22 protein-coding genes and 1 riboswitch are annotated in these 21,131 nt (G+C 70.0%); of the genes, 11 read left to right on the top strand and 11 right to left on the bottom strand.

All coding sequences use genetic code 11. The annotated features are described in order from the left end of the window. Positions 1–121: 121 nt before the first annotated feature. On the top strand, positions 122–538 hold the full coding sequence (locus tag Q9G87_RS44710; protein ID WP_305922715.1) for a hypothetical protein: 417 nt from the start codon (positions 122–124) through the stop codon (positions 536–538). A 46-nt stretch (positions 539–584) separates the two neighbouring features. On the opposite strand, the gene Q9G87_RS44705 is transcribed toward Q9G87_RS44710, so the two are convergent. Then, on the bottom strand, positions 585–2,204 hold the full coding sequence (locus Q9G87_RS44705; protein ID WP_305922818.1) for an FAD-binding oxidoreductase: 1,620 nt from the start codon (positions 2,202–2,204) through the stop codon (positions 585–587). 31 nt (positions 2,205–2,235) lie between these two features. On the opposite strand from Q9G87_RS44705, the gene Q9G87_RS44700 reads away from it, so the two are divergent. The 5 genes from Q9G87_RS44700 (at position 2,236) to Q9G87_RS44680 (ending at position 7,097) form a co-directional block, all read left to right on the top strand. Then, complete coding sequence (locus Q9G87_RS44700) at positions 2,236–2,742, top strand: TetR/AcrR family transcriptional regulator (RefSeq protein ID WP_305922714.1); 507 nt, start codon at positions 2,236–2,238, stop codon at positions 2,740–2,742. After that, positions 2,739–4,235 (top strand): glycerol-3-phosphate dehydrogenase/oxidase, encoded by a 1,497-nt coding sequence (locus Q9G87_RS44695; RefSeq protein WP_305922713.1) that lies wholly within the window; start codon positions 2,739–2,741, stop codon positions 4,233–4,235. The genes Q9G87_RS44700 and Q9G87_RS44695 overlap by 4 nt, the downstream gene beginning before the upstream one ends. A gap of 103 nt (positions 4,236–4,338) precedes the next feature. Beyond that, complete coding sequence (locus Q9G87_RS44690) at positions 4,339–5,217, top strand: sucrase ferredoxin (protein WP_305922712.1); 879 nt, start codon at positions 4,339–4,341, stop codon at positions 5,215–5,217. A 101-nt stretch (positions 5,218–5,318) separates the two neighbouring features. Next, entirely contained in the window at positions 5,319–5,630 is a 312-nt protein-coding gene (locus Q9G87_RS44685; RefSeq protein ID WP_101784355.1) for a WhiB family transcriptional regulator, read from the top strand. A 261-nt stretch (positions 5,631–5,891) separates the two neighbouring features. Further along, complete coding sequence (locus Q9G87_RS44680) at positions 5,892–7,097, top strand: esterase-like activity of phytase family protein (RefSeq protein ID WP_305922711.1); 1,206 nt, start codon at positions 5,892–5,894, stop codon at positions 7,095–7,097. A gap of 129 nt (positions 7,098–7,226) precedes the next feature. On the opposite strand, the gene Q9G87_RS44675 is transcribed toward Q9G87_RS44680, so the two are convergent. Together Q9G87_RS44675 and Q9G87_RS44670 are read right to left on the bottom strand one after the other, a co-directional pair. Then, entirely contained in the window at positions 7,227–7,460 is a 234-nt protein-coding gene (locus tag Q9G87_RS44675; RefSeq protein WP_188187307.1) for a DUF397 domain-containing protein, read from the bottom strand. Between the two features lie 147 nt (positions 7,461–7,607). Next, on the bottom strand, positions 7,608–8,489 hold the full coding sequence (locus Q9G87_RS44670) for a helix-turn-helix domain-containing protein (RefSeq protein ID WP_305922710.1): 882 nt from the start codon (positions 8,487–8,489) through the stop codon (positions 7,608–7,610). Positions 8,490–8,678: 189 nt separating this feature from the next. Here Q9G87_RS44670 and Q9G87_RS44665 point away from each other — a divergent pair, with 189 nt between their 5' ends. Next, positions 8,679–9,092, top strand: coding sequence for an ATP-binding protein (locus tag Q9G87_RS44665; protein WP_305922709.1), 414 nt, complete (start codon positions 8,679–8,681; stop codon positions 9,090–9,092). Between the two features lie 53 nt (positions 9,093–9,145). Here the strand turns inward: Q9G87_RS44665 and Q9G87_RS44660 are convergent, their stop codons facing one another. Then, positions 9,146–9,772 (bottom strand): phosphoribosyltransferase, encoded by a 627-nt coding sequence (locus tag Q9G87_RS44660; protein ID WP_305922708.1) that lies wholly within the window; start codon positions 9,770–9,772, stop codon positions 9,146–9,148. Between the two features lie 213 nt (positions 9,773–9,985). Beyond that, positions 9,986–11,086, bottom strand: coding sequence for a ribosome small subunit-dependent GTPase A (gene rsgA, locus Q9G87_RS44655; RefSeq protein WP_305922707.1), 1,101 nt, complete (start codon positions 11,084–11,086; stop codon positions 9,986–9,988). 323 nt (positions 11,087–11,409) lie between these two features. On the opposite strand from rsgA, the gene Q9G87_RS44650 reads away from it, so the two are divergent. From Q9G87_RS44650 to Q9G87_RS44640, 3 genes are all read left to right on the top strand, one after another. Next, positions 11,410–11,937: a sigma-70 family RNA polymerase sigma factor gene (locus Q9G87_RS44650; RefSeq protein WP_305922706.1), complete on the top strand. Its 528-nt coding sequence runs from the start codon at positions 11,410–11,412 to the stop codon at positions 11,935–11,937. Further along, complete coding sequence (locus tag Q9G87_RS44645; RefSeq protein ID WP_305922705.1) at positions 11,934–12,653, top strand: anti-sigma factor family protein; 720 nt, start codon at positions 11,934–11,936, stop codon at positions 12,651–12,653. The genes Q9G87_RS44650 and Q9G87_RS44645 overlap by 4 nt, the downstream gene beginning before the upstream one ends. 148 nt (positions 12,654–12,801) lie before the next feature. Further along, positions 12,802–14,085, top strand: a complete 1,284-nt coding sequence (locus Q9G87_RS44640) for a CHRD domain-containing protein (protein WP_305922704.1) — start codon at positions 12,802–12,804, stop codon at positions 14,083–14,085. 425 nt (positions 14,086–14,510) lie between these two features. Here Q9G87_RS44640 and glyA read toward each other — a convergent pair whose 3' ends face one another. Then, positions 14,511–15,761 carry a serine hydroxymethyltransferase gene (gene glyA, locus Q9G87_RS44635; RefSeq protein WP_305922703.1) on the bottom strand — a complete coding sequence of 417 codons (1,251 nt, stop codon included), beginning with the start codon at positions 15,759–15,761 and terminating at the stop codon, positions 14,511–14,513. A gap of 25 nt (positions 15,762–15,786) precedes the next feature. Further along, a riboswitch (ZMP/ZTP riboswitch) is annotated at positions 15,787–15,869 on the bottom strand. Positions 15,870–15,916: 47 nt separating this feature from the next. After that, on the bottom strand, positions 15,917–16,201 hold the full coding sequence (locus Q9G87_RS44630) for a hypothetical protein (protein WP_305922702.1): 285 nt from the start codon (positions 16,199–16,201) through the stop codon (positions 15,917–15,919). A 56-nt stretch (positions 16,202–16,257) separates the two neighbouring features. Between Q9G87_RS44630 and Q9G87_RS44625 the strand changes: the two genes are divergently transcribed. Then, a complete protein-coding gene (locus tag Q9G87_RS44625) occupies positions 16,258–17,634 on the top strand; it encodes an IS30 family transposase (protein WP_305922701.1) in 1,377 nt (458 codons plus the stop codon). Here Q9G87_RS44625 and Q9G87_RS44620 read toward each other — a convergent pair. The 4 genes from Q9G87_RS44620 to Q9G87_RS44605 are packed head-to-tail and all read right to left on the bottom strand — an operon-like array spanning position 17,593 to position 20,968. Next, positions 17,593–18,744 (bottom strand): serine/threonine-protein kinase, encoded by a 1,152-nt coding sequence (locus Q9G87_RS44620; RefSeq protein ID WP_305922700.1) that lies wholly within the window; start codon positions 18,742–18,744, stop codon positions 17,593–17,595. The genes Q9G87_RS44625 and Q9G87_RS44620 overlap by 42 nt on opposite strands. A 36-nt stretch (positions 18,745–18,780) precedes the next feature. Continuing rightward, complete coding sequence (locus Q9G87_RS44615) at positions 18,781–19,713, bottom strand: YihY/virulence factor BrkB family protein (RefSeq protein ID WP_305922699.1); 933 nt, start codon at positions 19,711–19,713, stop codon at positions 18,781–18,783. A 58-nt stretch (positions 19,714–19,771) separates the two neighbouring features. Beyond that, positions 19,772–20,146, bottom strand: coding sequence for a YccF domain-containing protein (locus tag Q9G87_RS44610; RefSeq protein ID WP_305922698.1), 375 nt, complete (start codon positions 20,144–20,146; stop codon positions 19,772–19,774). A gap of 42 nt (positions 20,147–20,188) precedes the next feature. Next, a complete protein-coding gene (locus Q9G87_RS44605; RefSeq protein WP_371825927.1) occupies positions 20,189–20,968 on the bottom strand; it encodes a TIGR03084 family metal-binding protein in 780 nt (259 codons plus the stop codon). Between the last annotated feature and the right edge of the window lie 163 nt (positions 20,969–21,131).

Genomic DNA, 21,131 nt, shown 5'->3' with positions numbered 1-21,131 from the left:
CCGCGATCTCCCATTCGCGCACCCCGAACGCTCTGTACCGCAGAGAACACAGAAGGTTCGCAATGGTGTAACCTTCACCCCCCAAGCAAGCGGTTGGGATCGCCCAGGGGAGGCGCCGCCCATGACGCAGAACGGCCCGGACGACGCGCTCAGAAAAGGCACGTCCGAGGCGAGGGCCATCGAGGGTTTGCTGGCATATGCCCAGACTCGACCCCGGTGGGGCAATTCCGCGATCGCCTGCGTGAACGAGGCCATCGCCAGGAGCCGGGCCTTGGCCAGAGAACATCCCGGCGAGCACACGGAGCTGTTGGCGCGCTGCCTGGGCACGGCGGCGAACGTGCTGCTCAAGCGGCGCCGGGCGAAGGAGGCGCTGGCGCCGGCCCAGGAGGCGGTGTCGCTCACCCGGGCGGAGGGCGGCGCCCCGCTCGTGGTCTCGCTGCGTCGCCTGGCCGCCGTGCTGGAGGCGCTCCACCGCTACAGCGAGGCCGCCGAGACGCTGGCCGAGGCGGACGGCGTCACCCCGCCGCCGGACGCCTGAACGGCGCGTGCGGCCGCCGTAGGGAGCGCCGGCGCGCCCGGCCGCCTCAGCCGGTCCGCGGGATCAGCACGCCGGGGTTGAGTATCCCCGCGGGGTCGAGCCGGGATTTGACCGCCTGCAGGATGGCGACGCCGACCGGGCCGAGCTCGGCGGCGTAGGCGTCGAGATGATCGCGCCCGACCCCGTGGTGGTGGGTGATCGTGCCACCCGCCTCGACGATGGCCGCGCTCACCGCCGCCTTGGCCCGCTCCCACTGCGCCACCGGGTCCTCCTCCTGCGCGGTGACGACCGTGAAGTACAGCGACGCGCCGGTCTCGTACACGTGCGAGATGTGGCACATGACCAGAGGAGAGCCGAGCTCGCCGAGCAGGGTCAGCCGCACCGCGTCGTAGAGCCGCGGCAGATCGGCCCAGAACCCGGCCGTCTCCAGCGTCTCCACCGTGGCGCCGGCCGCGAGCAACGCGTCCCGCAGGTAAGGGGCGGAGAAGCGGCCCCGCTCCCACTCCTCCCCGGACACCTCGCCCACGGGCTCGCCGCCCATGCGCTCCAGCACACCCGCGACCGCGTCCCGCCGATCCGCGAGCGAGATCCCCGGGCCCGCCGCCGAGGCGCCCACGCCTTCGCGACCGGTCGCCGGCCGGCCCTCGTAGCCGACGATCGCCAGGCAGCCCGCCTCGCCGCCCGGGTCGATCGTTTCCGGCTTGGCCAGGCCGAACGTCGTCTCGTTCTCGTCCGACAGCCGCAGCACGGCCGGCAGCGGCCCTTCCTGGGCGATCATCCGCAGGGCGGCGCTTCCAGCGGCGAACGACGCGAAGCGCCACCGCTCGTACAGCCGCTCGGCAGGGGCGCGCCGGACGCGCAGCCGCAGCGAGGTGATGACCCCGAAGACGCCCTCCGAGCCGAGCAGGAGCTGCCGCAGATCGGGACCGGCCGCCGACTTGGGGGCCCGGCCGAGGTCCAGGTCGCCCGACGGCGTGGCCACGGTGAGGCCGACCACCATGTCGTCGAAGCGGCCGTATCCGGCGGAGGCCTGGCCGCTGGAGCGGGCCGCGGCGAAACCGCCGAGCGTGGCGTACTCGAAGGACTGGGGCACGTGCCCGAGCGTCAGCCCGTGCGCGGCGAGCAGCCGCTCGGCGTCGGGAGCCCGCACGCCCGGCTCGAACTCGGCCACCATCGACTCGGTGTCCACCGACCGCAGCCGGTCGAGCCGGCCGAGGTCAAGCGCGATCACGCCCGCGAAGCCGGTGCGGGAAGCCTGCAGCCCGCCCACGACCGAGGTGCCGCCGCCGAAGGGCACCACGGCGATCCGCTCCGTGGTGCACAACCGCAGCAGCGCGGCCACCTCCTCGTGGGAGCCGGCCAGCACCACCGCGTCGGGCGCGTCGGAGCCGTCCCCGGCACGCATGCGCAGCAGGTCGGGGGTGGACTTGCCGCGGGTGTGCCGGACGCGGTCGGCCCGCGAGGTGAGCACGTGCTCCTCGCCGACGACCCCGGCCAGCGCCCGCAGCAGCGGCTCGGGCAGGGCGATCGGCGGCAGCTCCACCGACTCCAGGGTGGCGGCGGGCGCGGGCGGCGGGCGCACCCCCAGCAGGTCGTGCAGCAGCTTCAGCACCTGATCGGGCAGCTCGCGGCTCTTGGCGGGATCGCCCCAGCCCGCCCATCGCATGGGTTCTCTCGGCACGCTTACACTGTGACACATGACGTTGATTCGTCACAATGACGGCGTTCTTGACGCGGCTCGCGACTGCGTGCTGGCCTACGGGGTGCGCAGGACGACGCTCACGGACGTGGCGCGCCGGGCGGGTGTGTCCCGGATGACGATCTACCGCCGCTGGCCCGACGTGCGCTCGCTGGTCGCCGATGTGATGACCAGGGAGTGGGTGAGCGTCGTCGCCGGCCTGGACCTGTCGGATCCGGTGCGCGCGGTCGTCGCCGGGGTGCGGGGGCTGCGCGCGCATCCGCTGTGGCGGAAGATCGTGGAAGCGGATCCCGAGCTGCTCATGCCTTACCTGCTGGACCGGCGGGGGGCGACCCATGAGGCCGTGCTACAGGTGCTGGAGCCGGCCGTCGGGGATGCGCGCAAGGCCAGGGCGGTGCTGCTGGTGGCGCAGTCGTTCCTGCTGTCGGCGCCCACCATGCTCGACCCTGTGACGCTCGACGAGCTCGACGCCGAGCTCGCCACCCTCCTGGAGGCCTACCTGTGAGAAGTTCGCTGAACGCCCGCCGCCGCGCCCGCGAGCTGCGCGAGGTCTCCGAGGAACGCGTGGACGTGCTGGTGGTGGGGCTGGGCGCGACCGGGGCCGGCGCCGCGCTCGACGCCGCCGCGCGCGGGCTGAGCGTGGCCGCGATCGACGCGCACGACCTGGCGTTCGGCACGTCCAGGTGGAGCTCGAAGCTGATCCACGGCGGGCTGCGGTATTTGGCCAGGGGGCAGGTGGACGTCGCTTACGAGAGCGCGGTGGAGCGCGGGATCCTGCTGCACAGGACGGCTCCGCACCTAGTCAAGGCGCATCCGTACGTGCTGCCGCTGACCGCGGCGGTCTCCCGGCGGCAGGCCGCGCTGATCATGGCCGGCTACCGGGCCGGCGACACCCTGCGCGCCGCCGCGCGCACACCGCGCCGTCTGCTGCCCGGCCCCACGCGCCTCAACGCGGCCAGGGCGCACACGCTGGCCCCCGTGGTGAACGAGGACGGCCTGCGCGGCGCGCTGCTGTCGTGGGACGGCCGGCTGCTCGACGACGCCCGGCTGGTGGTGGCGATCGCCCGGACCGCCGCCGCGCAGGGCGCCCGCGTCCTGACCCGCTGCCGCGCGCTGCGGCTGTCGGAGCGCGGCGCCGACGTACGGGACGAGCTGACGGGCGAGCACTTCACCATCCGCGCCCGTGCGGTGATCAACGCCGCCGGCGTGTGGGCCGGCGCCCTCGATCCCCAGGTGAAGCTGCGGCCCTCGCGCGGCACGCACCTCGTGCTGAGCCCGGGCACGCTGCCGGGACTGATCGCCGGCATGCACCTGCCCGTGCCGGGCGAGCTCAACCGGTTCGCGCTGGTTCTGCCTCAGCGCGACGGCCGCGTGTACGTCGGTCTCACGGACGAACCCGTGGAGGGTCCGGTGCCCGACGTCCCCGAAGCGCCCGAGGAGGACGTGAGAGCGCTTCTGGAGGTGCTGAACGGGGTTGTCGGGACTCGGGTGACCAGAGAGGCGGTTGCGGGCGTCTACGCGGGCCTCAGGCCCCTTCTGGCGGCCGACGGGCGCACGGCGGACCTCTCCAGGAAACACGCGGTGCTGTCGGACGGCGGCGTGGTCACCGTGATCGGGGGCAAGCTGACGACATATCGGCGCATGGCCGAGGACGCAGTGGATCGAGCGGTCTCATCCAGGAAGCTCCCGGCTGGCCGGTGCCGTACGCGGAAGATCCCGCTCGCAGGCGCCGGGCCGCAGCCGTCCGGCGTGCCGATCCGGCTGGCCGAGCGGTACGGCAGCGAGGCCGAGGCCGTGCACGAGCTCGTCAAGGCATACCCGGAGGAGGTCGGTCTCGGCATCACCGAGGGCGAGCTGATGTGGTCGGTCATGCACGAGGGCGCGCTCGACGAGGACGACCTGCTGGACCGGCGGACCAGGATCGGCCTGGTCAGAACGGACAGGGACCGTGCCCTGCCCGCGACACGGGACGTACTGGATCGAACCAGCCGCGCCTGACCCCACCAATCCGTTAGGTTAGTCTTACCTAATTCGACGGAGCGAGGGAGAGAAGGCGTTGGCGAGGGGCTGCGAGCATCCTGTCGGGTGTCACACCGGGGCGGTGCCCACACTGGCCAGCGCCACCGTGGGAGCCCGGCTGTGGCTGCTCATCGAGCACAACGGCGCCTGGCCCTCCCACCTGGAGAGCTTCGAACATACTGAAAAATTCTCCGGAATCAACAAACTCGTCCGCCGCGCGCTCGAACGTGGTATCAGGCCCCAGCTGATCCGCCGCCCCGGCAAACGGACCCGCCCGCAGGAGCAGGGCATCCGTGTGCTATTGGCGTACGCGGTGGGCGACCACCCCTGGCTGGCCGGCGGCGTCATCGCAGGTCCTGACGATCTTGACCTGGACGCGCTGGTGGCCGGAGTGGTCCCGGAGTCCTGCATACTTGAAGACGAGCCGGTATTTCTGGTCTGCACGCACGCCAAGCGCAATGTGTGCTGCGCCCGCATTGGACTACCCCTCGCTCGGTCCCTGGCCGATTCTCTGCCGGACAGAGTGTGGGAAACGTCACACGTTGGCGGCGATCGCTACGCCGCCAACCTCGTGTGCTTGCCACACGGAATTTTCTACGGCAGCATGTCTCAGGCTGCTGCACTGGCAGCGGCTAACGCGTACCGGTCGGGCGAGGTCATCCTCGACCGTTACCGGGGACGCGCAGGCATCCCTGAGCCATTGCAAGCCGTCGAGCACTTCGCCCGAGCCCATACGGGAGAGCGCTCCGTCGGCGCGGTGGCCGTGGAATCCTCCAGGTCGGACGGTGACGTCACCGTAGCCATCGTGCGTTGCGGCGACGTCCGGCTCCAGGTTGTGGTTGAGCCATCGGCGTTCACAGCGCCGTGTGGCACGGCTTGCGCCGAGACGATCACCACCTACCGGCTGGTTTCGCTGGACAGGCTCGCGCCTGTGCGGTACGCCACGCCGGCACTTGCCTGAGCAGGGGAACATCACGGCCGTACGTTGCGTTGGAACAGTGACGCCAAAAGCGTCCAATGCGGCTCAATTACCGAAATACCTCTCACGAAGGTGGTTTTCTCATGTCTCAGGTACGTCGGCAGCTCGCCCGCCCGCGCCCCAGCTGGGGTTGGCAGGATGATGCCGCGTGCCGGGGTGAGGACCTCGTGCTCTTCTTCGGCCCCGATGGGGAGCGGCAGCCCGAGCGTGACGTACGTGAGCGGAAGGCCAAGGCGATCTGCGCCCAGTGCCCCGTCCGCACCGAGTGCCTTGACTACGCGCTGTCCCGGCCAGAGAAGTACGGCACGTGGGGCGGTCTCAACGAAGACGAGCGCGCTTCCGAGCGGCGCCGTCGCATGCGCCGCGCGGCCAGCGCCGGCATCTCCGCCGCCTGACATACCCGGCAGCGTCACCATCGCGTGATCAAGCAGTTGTGCCGATGAACCGGAGCCTGGCCCTCCATGCCCAGGCTCCGGCGAACCCGGTCGGGACAACTGCCTGATCAGGCGGATCTCACGGCGATCGCCGCGCTCCCCCGGCGCGGCGTCGTCTCCGCTGAGCCCATGGCGCGACGACAGCCGCGCCGACAGCCGGCGGTCATCGCCCGTTGCCGTGTGTTCGGAATCCCGTCATATGGCCGTCCTAGGGTGCCCGCCATGAAACGCATTTCCATCCTGATGTGCGCGGGCGCGACGGCCTTGTCCCTGGCCGCTCCCGCCGCCGCCGACCCCGGACGCCACGGCCAGCAGCCCGGTTTCGGGCAGGCCACGCTGACCGGGTTCGCCTCGCTGCCCGCACTGACCTTCGTCCCCGGGAGCGAGCCGTCGGGATCGTCCCTGGGCACCGCGCCCGTCAACGGGGTCACCCCGCCGTTCCCCGGCCAGCCCGTCCAGGGCTTCAGCGGCATCGTCCGCCGCCACGACGGCACCTTCGAGGTGCTGTCCGACAACGGCTTCGGCGGCAAGGCCAACAGCGCGGACTTCCTGCTGCGCGTGCACCGGGTCAAGCCCGACTTCACGGCCAAGTCCGTCGAGGTGCTCGGCGGGTTCAACCTGACCGACCCGCGCGGGCTGGTGAAATTCCCGCTCACCCGGCAGGACCGCAAGCTGACCGGCGCCGACTTCGACGTCGAGTCGATCGTGCGCACCGTGGACGGTACGTACTGGATCGGCGACGAGTTCGGCCCGTTCCTGCTGCACTTCGACCGCAAGGGCCGGCTGATGGAGGCCCCGATCGAGCTGCCGGGCGTCCGCGCGCCCGAGAACCCGAACCTGAACGGCGCCCAGCCCAACCTCGGCGGCAGCAAGGGCTTCGAGGGCATGGCCAGGTCCGTGGACGGCCGCCACCTCTACCCGCTGCTCGAGGGCACGGTCGCCGGCGACCCCGCGGGGACGCTGCGGATGAACGAGTTCGACCTGCGCGAGCGGGCCTACACCGGGCGGCGGTGGACGTACCGGCTGGACTCGCCCTCCCACGCGATCGGCGACGCGATCGCGGTCGACGCCGACCGGTTCCTGATCATCGAGCGGGACAACTTGCAGGGCGATGCCGCGCAGGTCAAGCGCATCTACCTGGCGGACATGCGGGACAAGGACGGCGACGGCGCGCTCGACAAGACCCTGGTCGCCGACCTGCTGAACATCGCCGACCCGCGCGGCCTCGGCGGCGCGCCGGGGACGTTCAGGTTCCCGTTCCAGACGATCGAGGACGTCGTCATCCTTGACGACCGCACCCTCGGCGTGCTCGACGACAACAACTTCCCCTTCTCCAATGGCCGCACTCCGGGCAAGCCGGATGACAACGAGTTCATCACCATTCGACTGACCCGCGGTCTCAAGGCCGACCCCCGCGTCTACCGGTAGGCGCCGCCCGGCTCGGCCGGTGGCCCGGCCACCGGCCGAGCCGCAGAGTGCCTGCCATGCGCTGCTGGTCGCCATGGTGACCCAGGGGTGACCGAAATCTGCTCCTGAAGTCGCCCGTAATCCGGCGTCTCAGACGATGAGGTCGTCGAATTCGCCGTCCTTCGCCCCGAGGACGAACGCGGTGATCTCCGCCTGGGTGTAGACCAGCGCCGGTCCTTCGGGGAAGCGTGAGTTGCGCATGGCGATCTCCCCCGTGGGCAGGCTCGCGACCTCGACGCAGTTGCCGTTGGGGTTGCTCCGCTTGCTCTTGCGCCAGACGACGGGAAGGCGGCCGGCGGGTGTTCCGTTCCGGAACTCGTGCATGGGGGCAGCTCCTCGCGATCTTACGGATGCACGTGCATCCGCGTTTGCGAGGTGACAATACGGCAACACGTTGATCTCCATATACCGGACGACCAAAAATCCCGGTATGTGGTGGATCACAGGGATATCAGCGGGGCTATCAGCAGATCATGCGGAAATGAGGCGTTCCAGGAAGCGCCTGGTCTCCTTCGGCGTCTCCGCCTGGATGCTCAGCCGGTCCATGACCTCCATGTAGTGGTCGGAGTCGGCGGGTTTGTCCAGGTAGAGGGCGCTGGTGAGCTGCTCCATGTAGACCACGTCGGGCAGCTCGGGCTCCGGGAAACGCAGAATGCTGAACGGCCCCCCGGCCGCCGCGTGGCCACCGCGGTCGAACGGCATGATCTGCACGGTGACGTTGCGCGAGCCGGTGATCTCCAGCAGATGGGCGATCTGCGCCCGCATCGTGTCCGGACCGCCGAGCGTCCTGCGCACGACAGCCTCGTCGATCACCGCCCAGAGCTTCAGCCCGCTCTCGAGCCGCTTCTGGCGCATGGTGCGCACGGCCACCCGGCGGTCCAGCTCCGCCCGCGTGGCCCTCTCGTGGGCCAGCTCGATGACGGCTCTGGCGTAGTCGGGGGTCTGCAGCAGGCCGGGGACGAACTGGTTCTCATAGGTACGGATGCTGGAGGCGGCGCCCTCGAGGCCGATGTAGACCTCGAACCAGGTGGGCAGCACGTCGGTGTACTTGTGCCACCAGCCAGGAGCGTTGGCCTGCTTGGCCAGGTCGAGCAGCGGCTGACGTTCGGCCGGGTCCGTGACCCCGTACAGCGTGAGCAGATCGGCCACGTCGCGCTGCTTGAAACTGACCTGACCGAGCTCCAGTCTGCTGATCTTGGCGTGAGATGCGCGAATCGAGTACCCGGCGTCCTCGCGCGAGATACCCTTCTCCGTACGGAGCCTACGGAGTTGGGTTCCGAGCAGGATACGCAGCACCGTCGGGCTTCCCGGCGAATAGCTGAGAAGCTTCCCTTCCGCGCTCTCTGCGCTCACTGCGCCGCTCCAAGATCGTCTGCACGTGCAGATGCTATTGGCATCTGTAAACTACGAAAAGTCTTGCATTGGTCAGCACACCCCGTAAAGATGGGCATTGGATCACCAGACCGCGCTTCGGGGGCCAGAATGACGACTTTCGACGCTCGGCCGCAAGCCGCCATCGGTTCCCGGCCACCAGGATGGCTCTTGTCCATTCTGGTCGATGGCCGTGCCGGTGACTGCGACGCTGTGTTCCCCTTTCATCAGCGTTCGGCGCTCGAGCCCGCCTGCGTGGCCACGGCCAGGCGGTTCGTCGATCATACGCTCACTACGTGGGGCGCCATCGAGGTCGCTTTCGACGCGCAGCTGGTGGTCTCCGAGCTGGTGACCAACGCGATGCGGCACGGCGGCGGCGCCGCGCAGCTCCGGCTCCTCGCCCACCAGGCCGAGCTGGCCTGCGTGGTGACCGACCACAGCCAGACCGTCCCGGTGGCCGCCACACCCGACGTGTTCTCGGAGTACGGGCGGGGGCTGCGGCTGGTGGACGCCCTCTGCACGGCTTGGGGGTGGCTGTCCCCCGGCGGCCCACGCAAGCTGGTCTGGGCCGTGCTCGCGGGCTGAGCCGGTCAATCCCGGCCGAGCTGAGCCGGTCAATCCCAGCCGGGCTGAGCCGGTCAGTCCCGGCCGAGCAGCTCCAGCACGTCGGCGTCGCTGAGCTGGTCGAATCGCTCGTACCACTGGCCCACCGCCCTGAAGTCGATCGGCGTCAGAAGCACCACCACCTCGTCGGCCTCCTCTTGCATGGACCGCACGGTCTCGCGGGCTCCGACCGGCACGGCGAGCGTCACCTTGGCCGGCTTGTGCGTGGCGACGGCCCTGAGCGCGGCACGGGCGGTGCCGCCGGTGGCCAGGCCGTCGTCGACCACGATCACCTGCCGGCCCTCCAGCGCGGGCAGCGGCCGGTCTCCCCGGTAGGCGCGCACCCGGCGGGCCAGCTCCCGCCGCTCCTGCTCGACCACGTCCGCGACGGACTCGGGCGTCATGCCGAGGCGGTGCAGCAGCCGCAGGTCGAAGACGGGCTCGCCGCCCTCGGCTATCGCACCGACGCCCAGCTCGGGCGTCGGCGGATAGCCGATCTTCCTGGTGACCAGCACCTCGAGGTCTGCATCGAGCCTGCGCGCGATGGGCACGGCCACCGCCACGCCGCCGCGGGGCAGCGCGAGCAAGACGGGGTCGTGCGCGTCCAGCAACCGCTCTGCGAGCCTTGCCCCGGCCTCGGCCCGGTCTGCGAAGAGCTCCATGACCTGTGCCCTACCCCACAGGCACGCACTCCTCGCCTCCTGGCACCAGCCGTTCCCACCACGGCCGCCCCGACCCGTCAGCCCCGGCCCGTCGACCCCGCGGCCCCGGACCCATCGGACCCGGACCCATCGGACCCGGACCGGGCGGCCGGACCGGGCGGCCGGACCGGGCCACCGGGTCACGGACTATCCGGCCCGTGCCCGGGCGGGCGGTCAGGGGCGGTTTCTGCCTGAGCGGCGCATCTCCTTCGTGATGACCTTCCATTTGTTCTGCTGCTCCTTGCGCAGGCGCGCATCGGTGCGGCCGGCCATCCAGGCGGCCTCGCGCTGCAGCTTCCGCCAGCTCTCCAGCCGCCGTTCCGGCAGCTCGCCGCTCTCGAGCGCGGCCAGGACGGCGCAGCCCGGCTCGCCGTTGTGCCCGCAGTCGCCGAACCTGCACTGCTCGGCCAGCGTCTCGATATCGGAGAAGACGAGATCCACGCCCTCTCCGATGTCATAGAGGCCGATCCGGCGGATGCCGGGCGTGTCGATGACGAGCCCGCCGCCCCGCAACGGGATCAGCTCCCGGTGCACGGTGGTGTGCCGGCCGCGCCCGTCCGCGGCGCGTACCTGCTGGGTCTCCATGACCGTCCCCCCGGCCAGCGCGTTGACCAGGGTGGACTTGCCGGCCCCTGACGGGCCGAGGATGACGGCCGTGCGGGAGCCGCCGAGGTAGCCGGCGACGAGCTCCACCCCCTCCCCGTGCAGCGAGGAGACGGCGTGCACGTCCACTCCGGGCGCGGCCACCCGCACGTCGGCGAGCAGGTCGTCGAGGCCCTGCTCGAACAGGTCGGACTTGGTGATGAGCACGACGGGCGTGCCGCCGGACTCCCAGGCCAGCGCCACGAGCCGTTCGATGCGGCCGAGGTCGGCGAAGTCGGTGGAGTGCATGGACGGCTCGGCCACGAACACGAGGTCGACGTTGGCCGCGAGCACCTGGCCCTGGCCGTCGCCGGACAGGCCGCCGACCGAGTCGCGGCTCACGCCGCCCCTGATGAACGCGGTCGTCCGCGGGAGCACGTCGTCGAGCTCGTAGCGGCCCTCGGGCAGCAGCCGCAGCGCGACCCAGTCGCCGACGCATGGCAGCGCGACCGGGTCGGCGGCCGACGCCCGGCGGACGTGGGCGGCGTATTTGACGTGATGCTGTCCGTCGGCCGCGATCACCTCGGCCGCGCCGCGGTCGACGCGGGCCACACGGGCGGGAACGGTGCCGGAAGGCAGGTCGGCGGCGCGGAGATCGGTCCAGCCGAGCAGGGAAAGATCGTAAGAGGACAACTGAGTGAAACCCTTTGATTTCGAGAAGGAACCGGGCAGCGTCAGGCGAGCGCCCGGAGGTGGACTGACGGCACGCTGAGCAGAACGACCCGCATAGTCCTCACCTCCTCGATCAGTTCCGGGGCGACTCTACGCACCTGTCCCCAAGGTTGCAATCACATATTGGTCTGGCGTTCCGTTGAACCCTGCCCGGGCGGCTCGTCGTACCTCCTGCCGACGGACGCGAGAAAGGGGAGATGATGCGAGCGAGCACGTATCCCCCGCCCTCGGCCGACGGAGCCGCCCCGATGGGCCAGCCACGCTCACGCCACCGGATCCGGCGCATGCGGTCGGATCATGAGGTGCCCGACGACGAGGTGGCAGTGTCCGCGCTCTACCGGGAGTATCACAGGCCGCTGCTGGCCTTCGTGATCCGGCTGACGGCGGGCGATCGGCAGTGGGCGGAAGACGTGGTGCAGGAGACCATGATCCGGGCGTGGCGCAGCGCGGAGCAACTCGATCCTGAGGCAGTCTCACTTATGCCCTGGCTCGCCACGGTCGCCAGACGTATCGTGATCGATGACCGGCGGCGCAGGGACGCCCGCCCCCAGGAGTCGGGCGACGGGCCGCTGGAGAGCATGCCCGTGCCGGACGAGATGGAGGGTCTCCTGCACCAGGTGGTCGTGTCAGAGGCGCTGAAGGCGTTGTCGCCGGCCCACCGCGAGATCCTCAACGAGACGATCCTGCGGGACCGGTCGGTCAATGACGCCGCCGTGGCGCTCGGCATCCCGGTGGGCACCGTGAAGTCCCGGGTCTACTACGCCGTTCGCGCGCTGCGCATCGCGTTGGAGGAGAGGGGGGTGACGGCGTGACATCGAGAGTCGAGCACACGGACGTGGGCGCGTACGCGCTTGGGCTGCTCGAGGACGAGGACAAAGAAGCGTTCGAAGCCCATCTGCTCTTCTGCGCCGCCTGCCGCTCCGAACTGTCGGAGCTGGCCGGCGTGGCCAGCGTGCTGAACGGGCTCGGTGGTCCCGTGGAGGACGACCGCCCGCCTTCGCCGGCCCCGGCGATCGACATGTTGCGCCGCAAGCGGGCTGCGGACAGGAGGACGCGCAGGGGGACGTTCGTGATCGGAATGGCGGCGGCGGTCACGCTGGTGGCCGGCGGGCTGACCGTCGGCACGCAGCTCAGCGGGGGTGACGCGCCCTCGGTCGCGCAGGGTTCCGATCACATGGCCCATATGGGACCGGCCGAGCAGTTCTACGCCGACGGCCGGCCCATCGAGGGCAAGGGGGTCGACGGGATCACCGGCGGGCTCGTGGTGGAGTCCAAGGGGTGGGGCACGCACGCGGCCCTCAAGCTGGCCGGGGTCAAAGGGCCCTTGGAGTGCGAGCTGATCTCGGTCTCCAAGTCGGGTGAGCGCCGGGTGATGACCGGATGGTCCGTGCCTCCAGCCGGGTACGGAGTGCCGGGGTCGCCCGATCCGCTCTACATGCACGGCGGCAGCGCGACGCAGCTGAAGGACGTCGATCATTTCGAGGTGGTGACCTCGACCGGTAAGAGGTTGCTCACCATCGAGGCCTGATCGCTTTCCGAGCCCTCCCACCTGCTGGTGGGAGGGCTTTCCGTGTCCCAGCGGAAATTTACGGATAGCTGAGTTGAACCACTGGGCGATTCCCTGCGTACTGCTTGCCGTACCAACCGGAATATCTAGCCCTATAAGAGGTTTCATCATGTCTATCCGAAAGTTCATGATTTCTGGTGCTCTGTTAGCCAGTGTCCTGATCATCGACCCCGTGCCGGCGCACGCCTCGGGCGACGAGGTCTATCTCGCGGCCGGGCTGCGCGGCGCGAACGAGGTGGGGACGCCGGGAGACGCCGACGGGCGTTCGACGGTTGTCCTCAAGATCAGCGGGAATGAGGTGACGTTCGCGGCCCGATGGAACAAGGTCGGCGCGCCCACCGCGGGCCACGTCCACGCCGGCGCCAAGGGGGCCAACGGCGACGTGCGGCTGGAGTTCTTCGCCAAGCCGCTCCCCAAGGGCGTGCTGGGCGTCACCGGCACCGTCAAGGCCAGCCCCGAGCTGGTCAAGGCCCTCCTCGACAACCCCGGCGGCTTCTACGCCAACCTGCACGACGCCGCGCACCCCAAGGGCGCGGTACGGGGCCAGCTCCACCGGCTCAGCAAGCCCATCGACCTCAACGGCGTGCTGCACGGGAGCCAGCAGGCCACGCTGTCGGCCCGCGCCGACGCCGCCCAGGAGGTCCAGGAGAACGACGGCAAGAAGCGCGGCGACGAGGACGGCCAGGCCACCTGGTGGCTGAGTCCCGACGGCGCTTCCATCGCCTACACCGCCCACTGGTCCGGCCTCGGCCCGGTCACCGACGGGCACGTGCACAAGGGCGCGCCCGGTACGAACGGTCCCGTGGTCGCGGACCTGTTCGCCGGCGCCCTGCCGGAGAACCTGACCGGCGTCGCGGGGGTGACGCCGGTCTCCTCCAAAACCGTCAAGCGCATCGCCGCGGACCCCGGCCGCTACTACACGAACCTGCACACCGCCGACTTCGCCGGCGGCGCCGTACGTGGTCAGCTGTCCGGCGCGCCGTTCACCCACCCGCGCGCGCTCACGGCCGACGTGCTGCGCGGCGAGCAGATCTACACCTGCACCCAGCAGCCGTCGGGCGCCTATGCCTTCACCCAGCTCGGTGTGACGGCCAAGCTGCGGCGCGGGATCGACCACTCCTTCGTGACGCCCGGCTCGGGCCCGCCGCAGTGGATCGCCCCCGATGGCAGCGCGGTTCGCGGCGCGGTCGTCACTCGAACGCCCAATGGCGACGGCAACATCCCCGAGCTCCTGCTCAACGCCACCCAGTCAGGCGCCGCCACGGGCATGCTCGCCCACACCACGCAGATCCTGCGCCTGAACACCACCGGCGGCGTCGCCCCCACCGGCGCCTGCCAGCCCGGCAGCCAGGCCAAGGTCCCGTACGGGGCCGACTACATCTTCCTCGGCTGAGGCCTGCCCCCCGGGGGGACGACTCGGTCCCGTCCCCCGGCAGGCCATCCCGGCCGGCGCGGCACCCAGTCCTCCGGGTCCCGCCGCCCGGCCACCGCGACGGGGCACTCCGGCCCGCCCCGCTCGCGACAAGCGCCCCGCCGCACACGGGAGCCCGTGCGGCGGGGCGCTCCTGGACGCGAGGCGGTGGAGACCGGCGCACCGTGTATGGCCGCAGGGCCGGGAACCACGGAACCCGGCCAGCGGAACGCCGTAGCGGCGGCGCGCCACTGACCGGGTCAGAAAGCGTCTCCCTGGACGGGGCTCAGCCAGCGTCGGCGACTGGAAGAACCTGGCCCCGCCGTAAAAGATCAAAAGCCCTTCTCCCCGCAGGACACAGCGAACGTCGACGGCTGTAAAGACCCGGCCCCGCCGTAAAGAAGATCTTAAAGACCAGGAGCAGGGAACTGCGCGGTCAGCTCACTGACCTCGTGGTGAACCCGGCTGATGACGTCCTCGGCGTCGCCCTTGGCGAGGGCGGTGACGACCTCGTCCATCCAGGCCCCGATCTGCCGCATCTCCGCCTCGCCCATCCCCCGCGACGTGACGGACGGCGTGCCGATGCGGATCCCCGACGGATCGAACGGCTTGCGCGGGTCGAACGGCACCGTGTTGTAGTTGGTCTCCAGACCGGCCCGGTCGAGCGCCTGCGCCGCCGGCTTGCCGCCGATGCCCTTGGGCGTGAGGTCCACCAGGATCAGGTGGTTGTCGGTGCCCCCGGACACGAGGTCGAACCCGCGCGAGCCCAGCTCGTCGGCCAGCGCCTTCGCGTTGGCGACGACCTGGTGGGCGTAGGCCTTGAACTCGTCGGTCGAGGCCTCTTTGAGCGCGACGGCGATGGCGGCGGTGGTGTGGTTGTGCGGGCCGCCCTGCAGGCCGGGGAAGACGGCCTTGTTGAGTGCCGTGGCGTGCTCGTCGCTCGTGGCCATGAGCATGGCGCCGCGCGGGCCGCGCAGCGTCTTGTGGGTGGTCGTGGAGATCACGTCGGCGTGGCCGACCGGGGTCGGGTGCGCGCCGCCCGCGACCAGGCCGGCGATGTGGGCGATGTCGGCGGCCAGCACGGCGCCGACCTCGCGGGCGATCGAGGCGAAGCCCTCGAAGTCGATGATGCGCGGGATGGCGGTGCCGCCGCAGAAGATCAGCTTCGGCCGGTGCTCGAGCGCGAGCTGCCGCACCTCGTCGAGGTCGATGCGGCCGGTGTCCTTGCGTACGCCGTAACGCACCGGGTTGAACCACTTGCCGGTGGCCGAGACCGACCAGCCGTGCGTGAGGTGGCCGCCGAACGGCAGGCCCATGCCCATCACGGTGTCGCCGGGCTGCAGGAACGCCATGTAGATCGCCAGGTTGGCGGGCGAGCCCGAATAAGGCTGGACGTTGGCGTGGTTGACGCCGAAGAGGGCCTTGGCCCGCTCGACCGCCACGATCTCGATCTGGTCGATGACCTGCTGGCCTTCGTAATAACGCTTGCCCGCGTAGCCCTCGGAGTATTTGTTGGTCAGGACGGTGCCGGTGGCCTCCAGCACGGCCTTGGACACGTAGTTTTCCGACGCGATGAGCTTGACGGTGTCGGACTGGCGGCGCTCTTCCGCCTTGATGAGCTCGGCGATCTGCGGGTCGACGCTAGCGAGAGAACTCATGACTCTCCTGTCATCGTTGACAACGTGCGAAGACCCAGGCGCACGGCCTCCGCTCCTTTCGCTCCCCGGTGGTCGTTCCCACCCAATGCGCCAGTCGCGTCTCGCTGTAGACGATAGCGGATCCGGGGGCGGCCTACCGCCTCCGATCTGGGGGTTCAGGCGGACGTGACGGCGACGTTCTTGATCACGCCGAGCGGTCCGAGGTTGACGTCCACCCTCTCCGCATCCTGCGGGAGCCCGTCGAAGACGGCCCAGAGCTGCAGCTGCGTGCCGGTGTCGAACGGCGCGTTCGGGAGCTCCGCGCACTGGCAGGTGCCGTCCTTCCTCGCCGGGTAGATCGGGTTGCCCACACCGGGCGGGACGATGCTCACCTTCGACACCGTGTGGTCGAAGACATCCTTGCCGAGCTTGTCGTACAGAGGCGCGTTGGGCGGATTCAACTGGTCGTCGCAACACCTTGATCCGGAGGTGTTGCATGGGCAGACCAGCAGGGTGGATGACGACACGCACCGGGCGGCCGGCGATGCGGTCACCGGGACGGCCTCCGATCCGTCGGGACGTGGAGCGGGCGTTCTGGAGGAAGATCGCCGAAGGGCTAACCAGCGAGGATGCCGCCCTGGCTTGCGGCGTGTCGGGACCGGTCGGGTCCCGGTGGTTCCGCGAGGGTGGTGGCATGCCGTTGATCGAGCTCAGCCCGCCATCAGGCAGGTACCTGTCGTTCACCGAGCGCGAAGAGATCGCCCTGCTCAAGGCTCAGCACAAGGGGGTTCGCGAGATCGCGCGTTGTCTGGGCCGGTCCCCATCGACCATCTCCCGGGAACTGCGGCGCAATGCCGCCACGCGAGGTGGCCGCCTGGAATACCGGGCATCGATCGCGCAGTGGAAAGCCGAGCTGATGGCGCGGCGCCCCAAGACGCCGAAACTGGTGGCCAATGACCAATTACGGGAGTACGTGCAGGCCCGGCTGGCCGGTCAGCTCCAGGGACCGGACGGCAAACCGGTAGCCGGTCCGCGGCCCTCAGCTTGGAAGGGCCGGAACAAGCCCCGGCGTCAAGACCGCCTGTGGGCGCTGTCGTGGAGTCCTGAGCAGATCTCCAACCGGCTCAAGGTGGACTTCCCCGATGATGAGTCCATGCGCATCTCGCACGAGGCGATCTACCAGGCCCTGTTCGTTCAAGGCCGCGGAGCGCTCAACCGCGAGCTGGTCGCCTGCCTGCGCACCGGTCGTGCGCTGCGTGTCCCACGCGCCCGCAGCCGGCGTCAAACCAGCGGCCACGTCACCCCGGACGTGGTGATCAGTCAGCGGCCTGCTGAGGTGGAGGACCGCGCCGTCCCAGGCCATTGGGAAGGCGACCTCATCATCGGCACCGACCGCTCCGCGATCGGGACTCTGGTGGAGCGCACGACACGGTTCACCCTTCTGCTGCACCTGCCCCGGATGGAGGGCTACGGCATTCAGGAACGGGTGAAGAACGGCCCGGCGCTGGCCGGCCGCGGTGCCGAAGCCGTGCGGGACTCGATCGCCAAGGAGATCACCGGGTTGCCCGAGCAGCTGCGCCGCTCGCTGACCTGGGACCGGGGGACGGAACTGGCCCAGCATGCTCAACTGCGCATCGACACCGGCGTGCGGGTCTACTTCGCCGACCCTCATAGCCCCTGGCAGCGTGGCACCAACGAGAACACCAACGGCCTGTTGCGGCAGTACTTTCCCAAGGGCACCGATCTGTCACGATGGAATGCCGAGGAGTTGGCTGCTGTCGCGTTCGCGCTCAACACCAGGCCCCGCAAGACCCTTGGTTGGAGAACACCGGCTGAGGCTTTCAGCGACCATCTAGACTTGCTGCTGAGCAGCAGTGTTGCGACGACCCCTTGAACCCAAGTTGTTCTTGCCGACGTTCCTGACCGTCCACTGCAGGCGCGCCGTCGTGCCCTGCCGCGTCAGCGAGTCGACCTGCACGCGAAAGGTGCTGTCCAGGGTGTCGATCGTGCTGGCCACGGCGGGGGTGCCGGGCTCTCTGCCGCGTTCCTCCCAGGGGCGCACGATGGCGAGCGTCACGCCCGCGCCCAGCACGGCGGCGAGCACCCCGACGAGAACCGGCGACCAGGGTCTCCGGGGGCGTGCGGGAGGCGGAGCCGGCGGGGAGACGACGGGCGTCCACGTCTCCGAGACCATCCTGGTCGCGGCGGCCACAGGCACTTCGGGCCGGCCCAGCAGCTGATCCATGAGCCCCTGCGCGGTCGGACGGCGGGCTGGGTCCTTCTCCAGCGCCCGCTCCACCAGCGGCCTGATCCGCTCGTCGAGCCCGTCGAGCACGGGCACGTGGTTGATGACCCGGTAGACGACCTCCGCGGCCCCGCCGGTGCCGAACGGCGGGCGGCCGGTGCCCGCGTACGCCACCAGGGCGCCCCACGAGAAGATGTCGCTCGCCTGGGCGACCATGTCGCCCTTGGCCTGCTCCGGCGACATGTACGCGGGCGTCCCCATGCTCTGCGCGATCGTCGCGGGGGTGGAGGTGTCGGCGAGCTGGGCGATGCCGAAGTCGATGACCCGCGGCCCGACCGGGCTGAGCAGCACGTTGGAGGGCTTGAGGTCGCGGTGCACGACCCCGGCCTGGTGGATGGCGGCCAGCGCCGTGGCCACGCCGATGGCCAGCGCCTCCAGGTTCGCACCGGTCAGCGGCGCCCGCCTGACCACGGCCGACAGGTCGGGGCCTTCGACGTATTCGGTCACCAGGTAGGCGGTCCCGCCGTCGAACCCGGCGTCGAGCACGGGCGCCGTGCAGAACCTGGCGACCCGCCTGGCAGCCTCGGCTTCCTTGCCGAACCTGCGCCTGAACTCCTCCCGCGCGGCCAGCTCAGGCCGCATCGTCTTGAGCGCGACCCGCCGTCCCGCGGGGTCCTCCGCCAGGTAGACGACGCCCATCCCACCCTCGCCCAGTTTCCTGACGAGGCCGTAGGGGCCGACCCGCTGCTGCACGTCCACCGGGTGGATTATTCCGGAAAGCAACCCTGCATGGCTCTATTTGGTACGACCCACGCCCGGCCAGAGCCGGTCGACCTCCGCGTTGAGTATGGCCCCGATCAGCACGGCCAGCGCCGTGATGTAGAGCCACAGGAGCACCGCGACGGGCGCCGCCAGGGAGCCGTACACGGAGACGGGTGAGAACCACGCGGCCAGCACGGCCCGCAGCACCGCGGCGCAGAGGATCCACAGGAACAGCGCCAGGATCGCGCCCGGCAGCTCCCGATACCACTTCGTCCTGACCGGCACGCTGACGTGGTAGAGCACGGTCAGGAAGAGCACCGAGCCGATGATCACGACCGGCCAGTAAAGTATGTCGATCATGATGCCGTACTCGCCGGGCAGCGTGTCCTTGAGCAGGGTCGGGCCGACGATCAGGATCGGCATGACGATGATGCCGATGACCAGGCCCACGACGTAGAGGCCGAAGGACATGAGCCTGGTGCGGATGATGCCGCGCTCCTCGCCCAGGCCGTAGGCGACGGAGATGAGGTCCACGTAGACGTACAGGGCTCGGGAGCCGGACCAGAGCGACAGCAGGAAGCCCAGCGAGATGATCGACACCTTGCTCGCGTCGTCGCTGAGCACGTCCGCGATGAGCGGCTTGACCACCTTTTCCACGGCGTCCTCGGCGAACAGCAGCCCCGCCTGCTCGATCACCCACGCATTGACCTGCTTGACCACCGCGCCGCCCGCCCAGGCGCCGATCTTGGCCAGCACCCCGATCAGGCCCAGCACGAACGGAGGCAGCGACAGCAACGCGAAGAACGCCGCCTCGCCCGCCAGGCCGGTCACCCGGTAGGTGACGCCGGCATTGGTGGCCGAGCGGACGATCGCCCACGACTTCGTGTCGAGCACCCAGCTCAGCCTGGCCCTGGCGTTGGAGGCGAGCCCTCGCTTAGGCCGGGGAGGAGCATCTGTGGACGTCATGGCACCCAACGGTTTTCGCAGTGACTCTTCGAGACAGCTTACGTCCCCGGCAGCAGGTCTAGTCGTTGTCTACGATGCGCGCACCCAGCGGAAGGAGGGAGACCGGGATCAGCTTGATGTTGGCGATGCCCATGGGGATGCCGATGATGGAGATGAACAGCGGAATCGAGGTGATGACGTGGCCGATGGCGAGCCAGATTCCGGCGACCACGCACCAGATGATGTTGCCGAGGAGTGAGAACACGCCCGCGTCCGGATCGCGTACGACGGTCCGGCCGAACGGCCACAGCGCGTAGGCGGCGATCCTGAACGAGGCGATGCCGAACGGGATGGTGATGATCAAGATGCAGCAGATGACGCCGGCCAGGGCGTAACCCAGCGCCAGCCAAATCCCGGCGAACACCAGCCAGATGACGTTCAGAATCGTGCGCATGCTTCCAGCATGTCAGCGCGCGTGCCAACCGCGTCCCTGATTTCACCCTGATCTGGGCGCCCGGCCTTTACCAGGGGGCCCGGCGAACGCCTGGGCGATCTCCATCCAGGCCCGCGCCGCCTCGCCGTCGATCTCCAGTGCCGTGTCGGACAGGTGGACACGCTGGGTGACGGCGAGGCAGAAGTCGAACATCGGCCCGCGCACCACGGCGGCCGCCTCCGGCGGGCCGGCCGTCCACGCGCTCCCGTCGGGCATGGTCAGCTCCACCCGCACGGGCTCGGGCGGCTCCGCCAGGCCACGCACGGCGAAGCTGTACGGCCGAGCCCTGAACCCGATCATGGCCACGTGCCGCAACCTGACCGTCGGCTTCCTGACGACGCCGAGCGCGTCGGCCACGTCCTGCCCGTGGGCCCAGGTCTCCATCAGCCGCGCGGTCACGAACGACGCGGCCGACATCGGGGGCCCGAACCACGGCACCCGGTCGCGCGCGTTCAGCGCGGCGAACACCTCGATGCTGCGCGCTCGGGCGGCGCGGAACCACCCGCGCAGCTCGGCCGGCGAGGTCCGGCGCGCCCGCACGACGAGGTCGTCCACCGAGGAGAAGCCCGATGCCGCGAAGTCCGCCAGCGAGGCGTTGAAGCCTTCGGGGTCGGTGACCGCCTGGACGGCGGCGTCGTCGAACCAGGCCAGATGGCTCACCTGGTCGCGGATCGCCCATCCCTCGGCGGGTGTGGCCAGCTCCCAGTCCTCATCGCGGAGGGGCTGGAGCAGCTCCTCGAAGGAGGCGGTCTCGGCGCGGAGATCGCCGAGCAACTCGGCCATGAGATCCACGCGGGCCAGCCTAACCCGAACAACGTTCCAGGAGAATAATGCAGGAGTGATCTGCCAGAGCTGCAAGGACAAGCGTCACGAGGACTGCCGCGGCGGTTCGTGGTGCGACTGCCAGCACCAGAGCACGGAGGAAAAGCCCAAGGACTCGGAGCTC

The organism is Nonomuraea turcica, from assembly GCF_030718205.1.
Classification (GTDB): domain Bacteria; phylum Actinomycetota; class Actinomycetes; order Streptosporangiales; family Streptosporangiaceae; genus Nonomuraea.
Note: the sequence above shows the minus strand (reverse complement) of the source record. Positions and strands in the feature narration are given on the sequence as shown.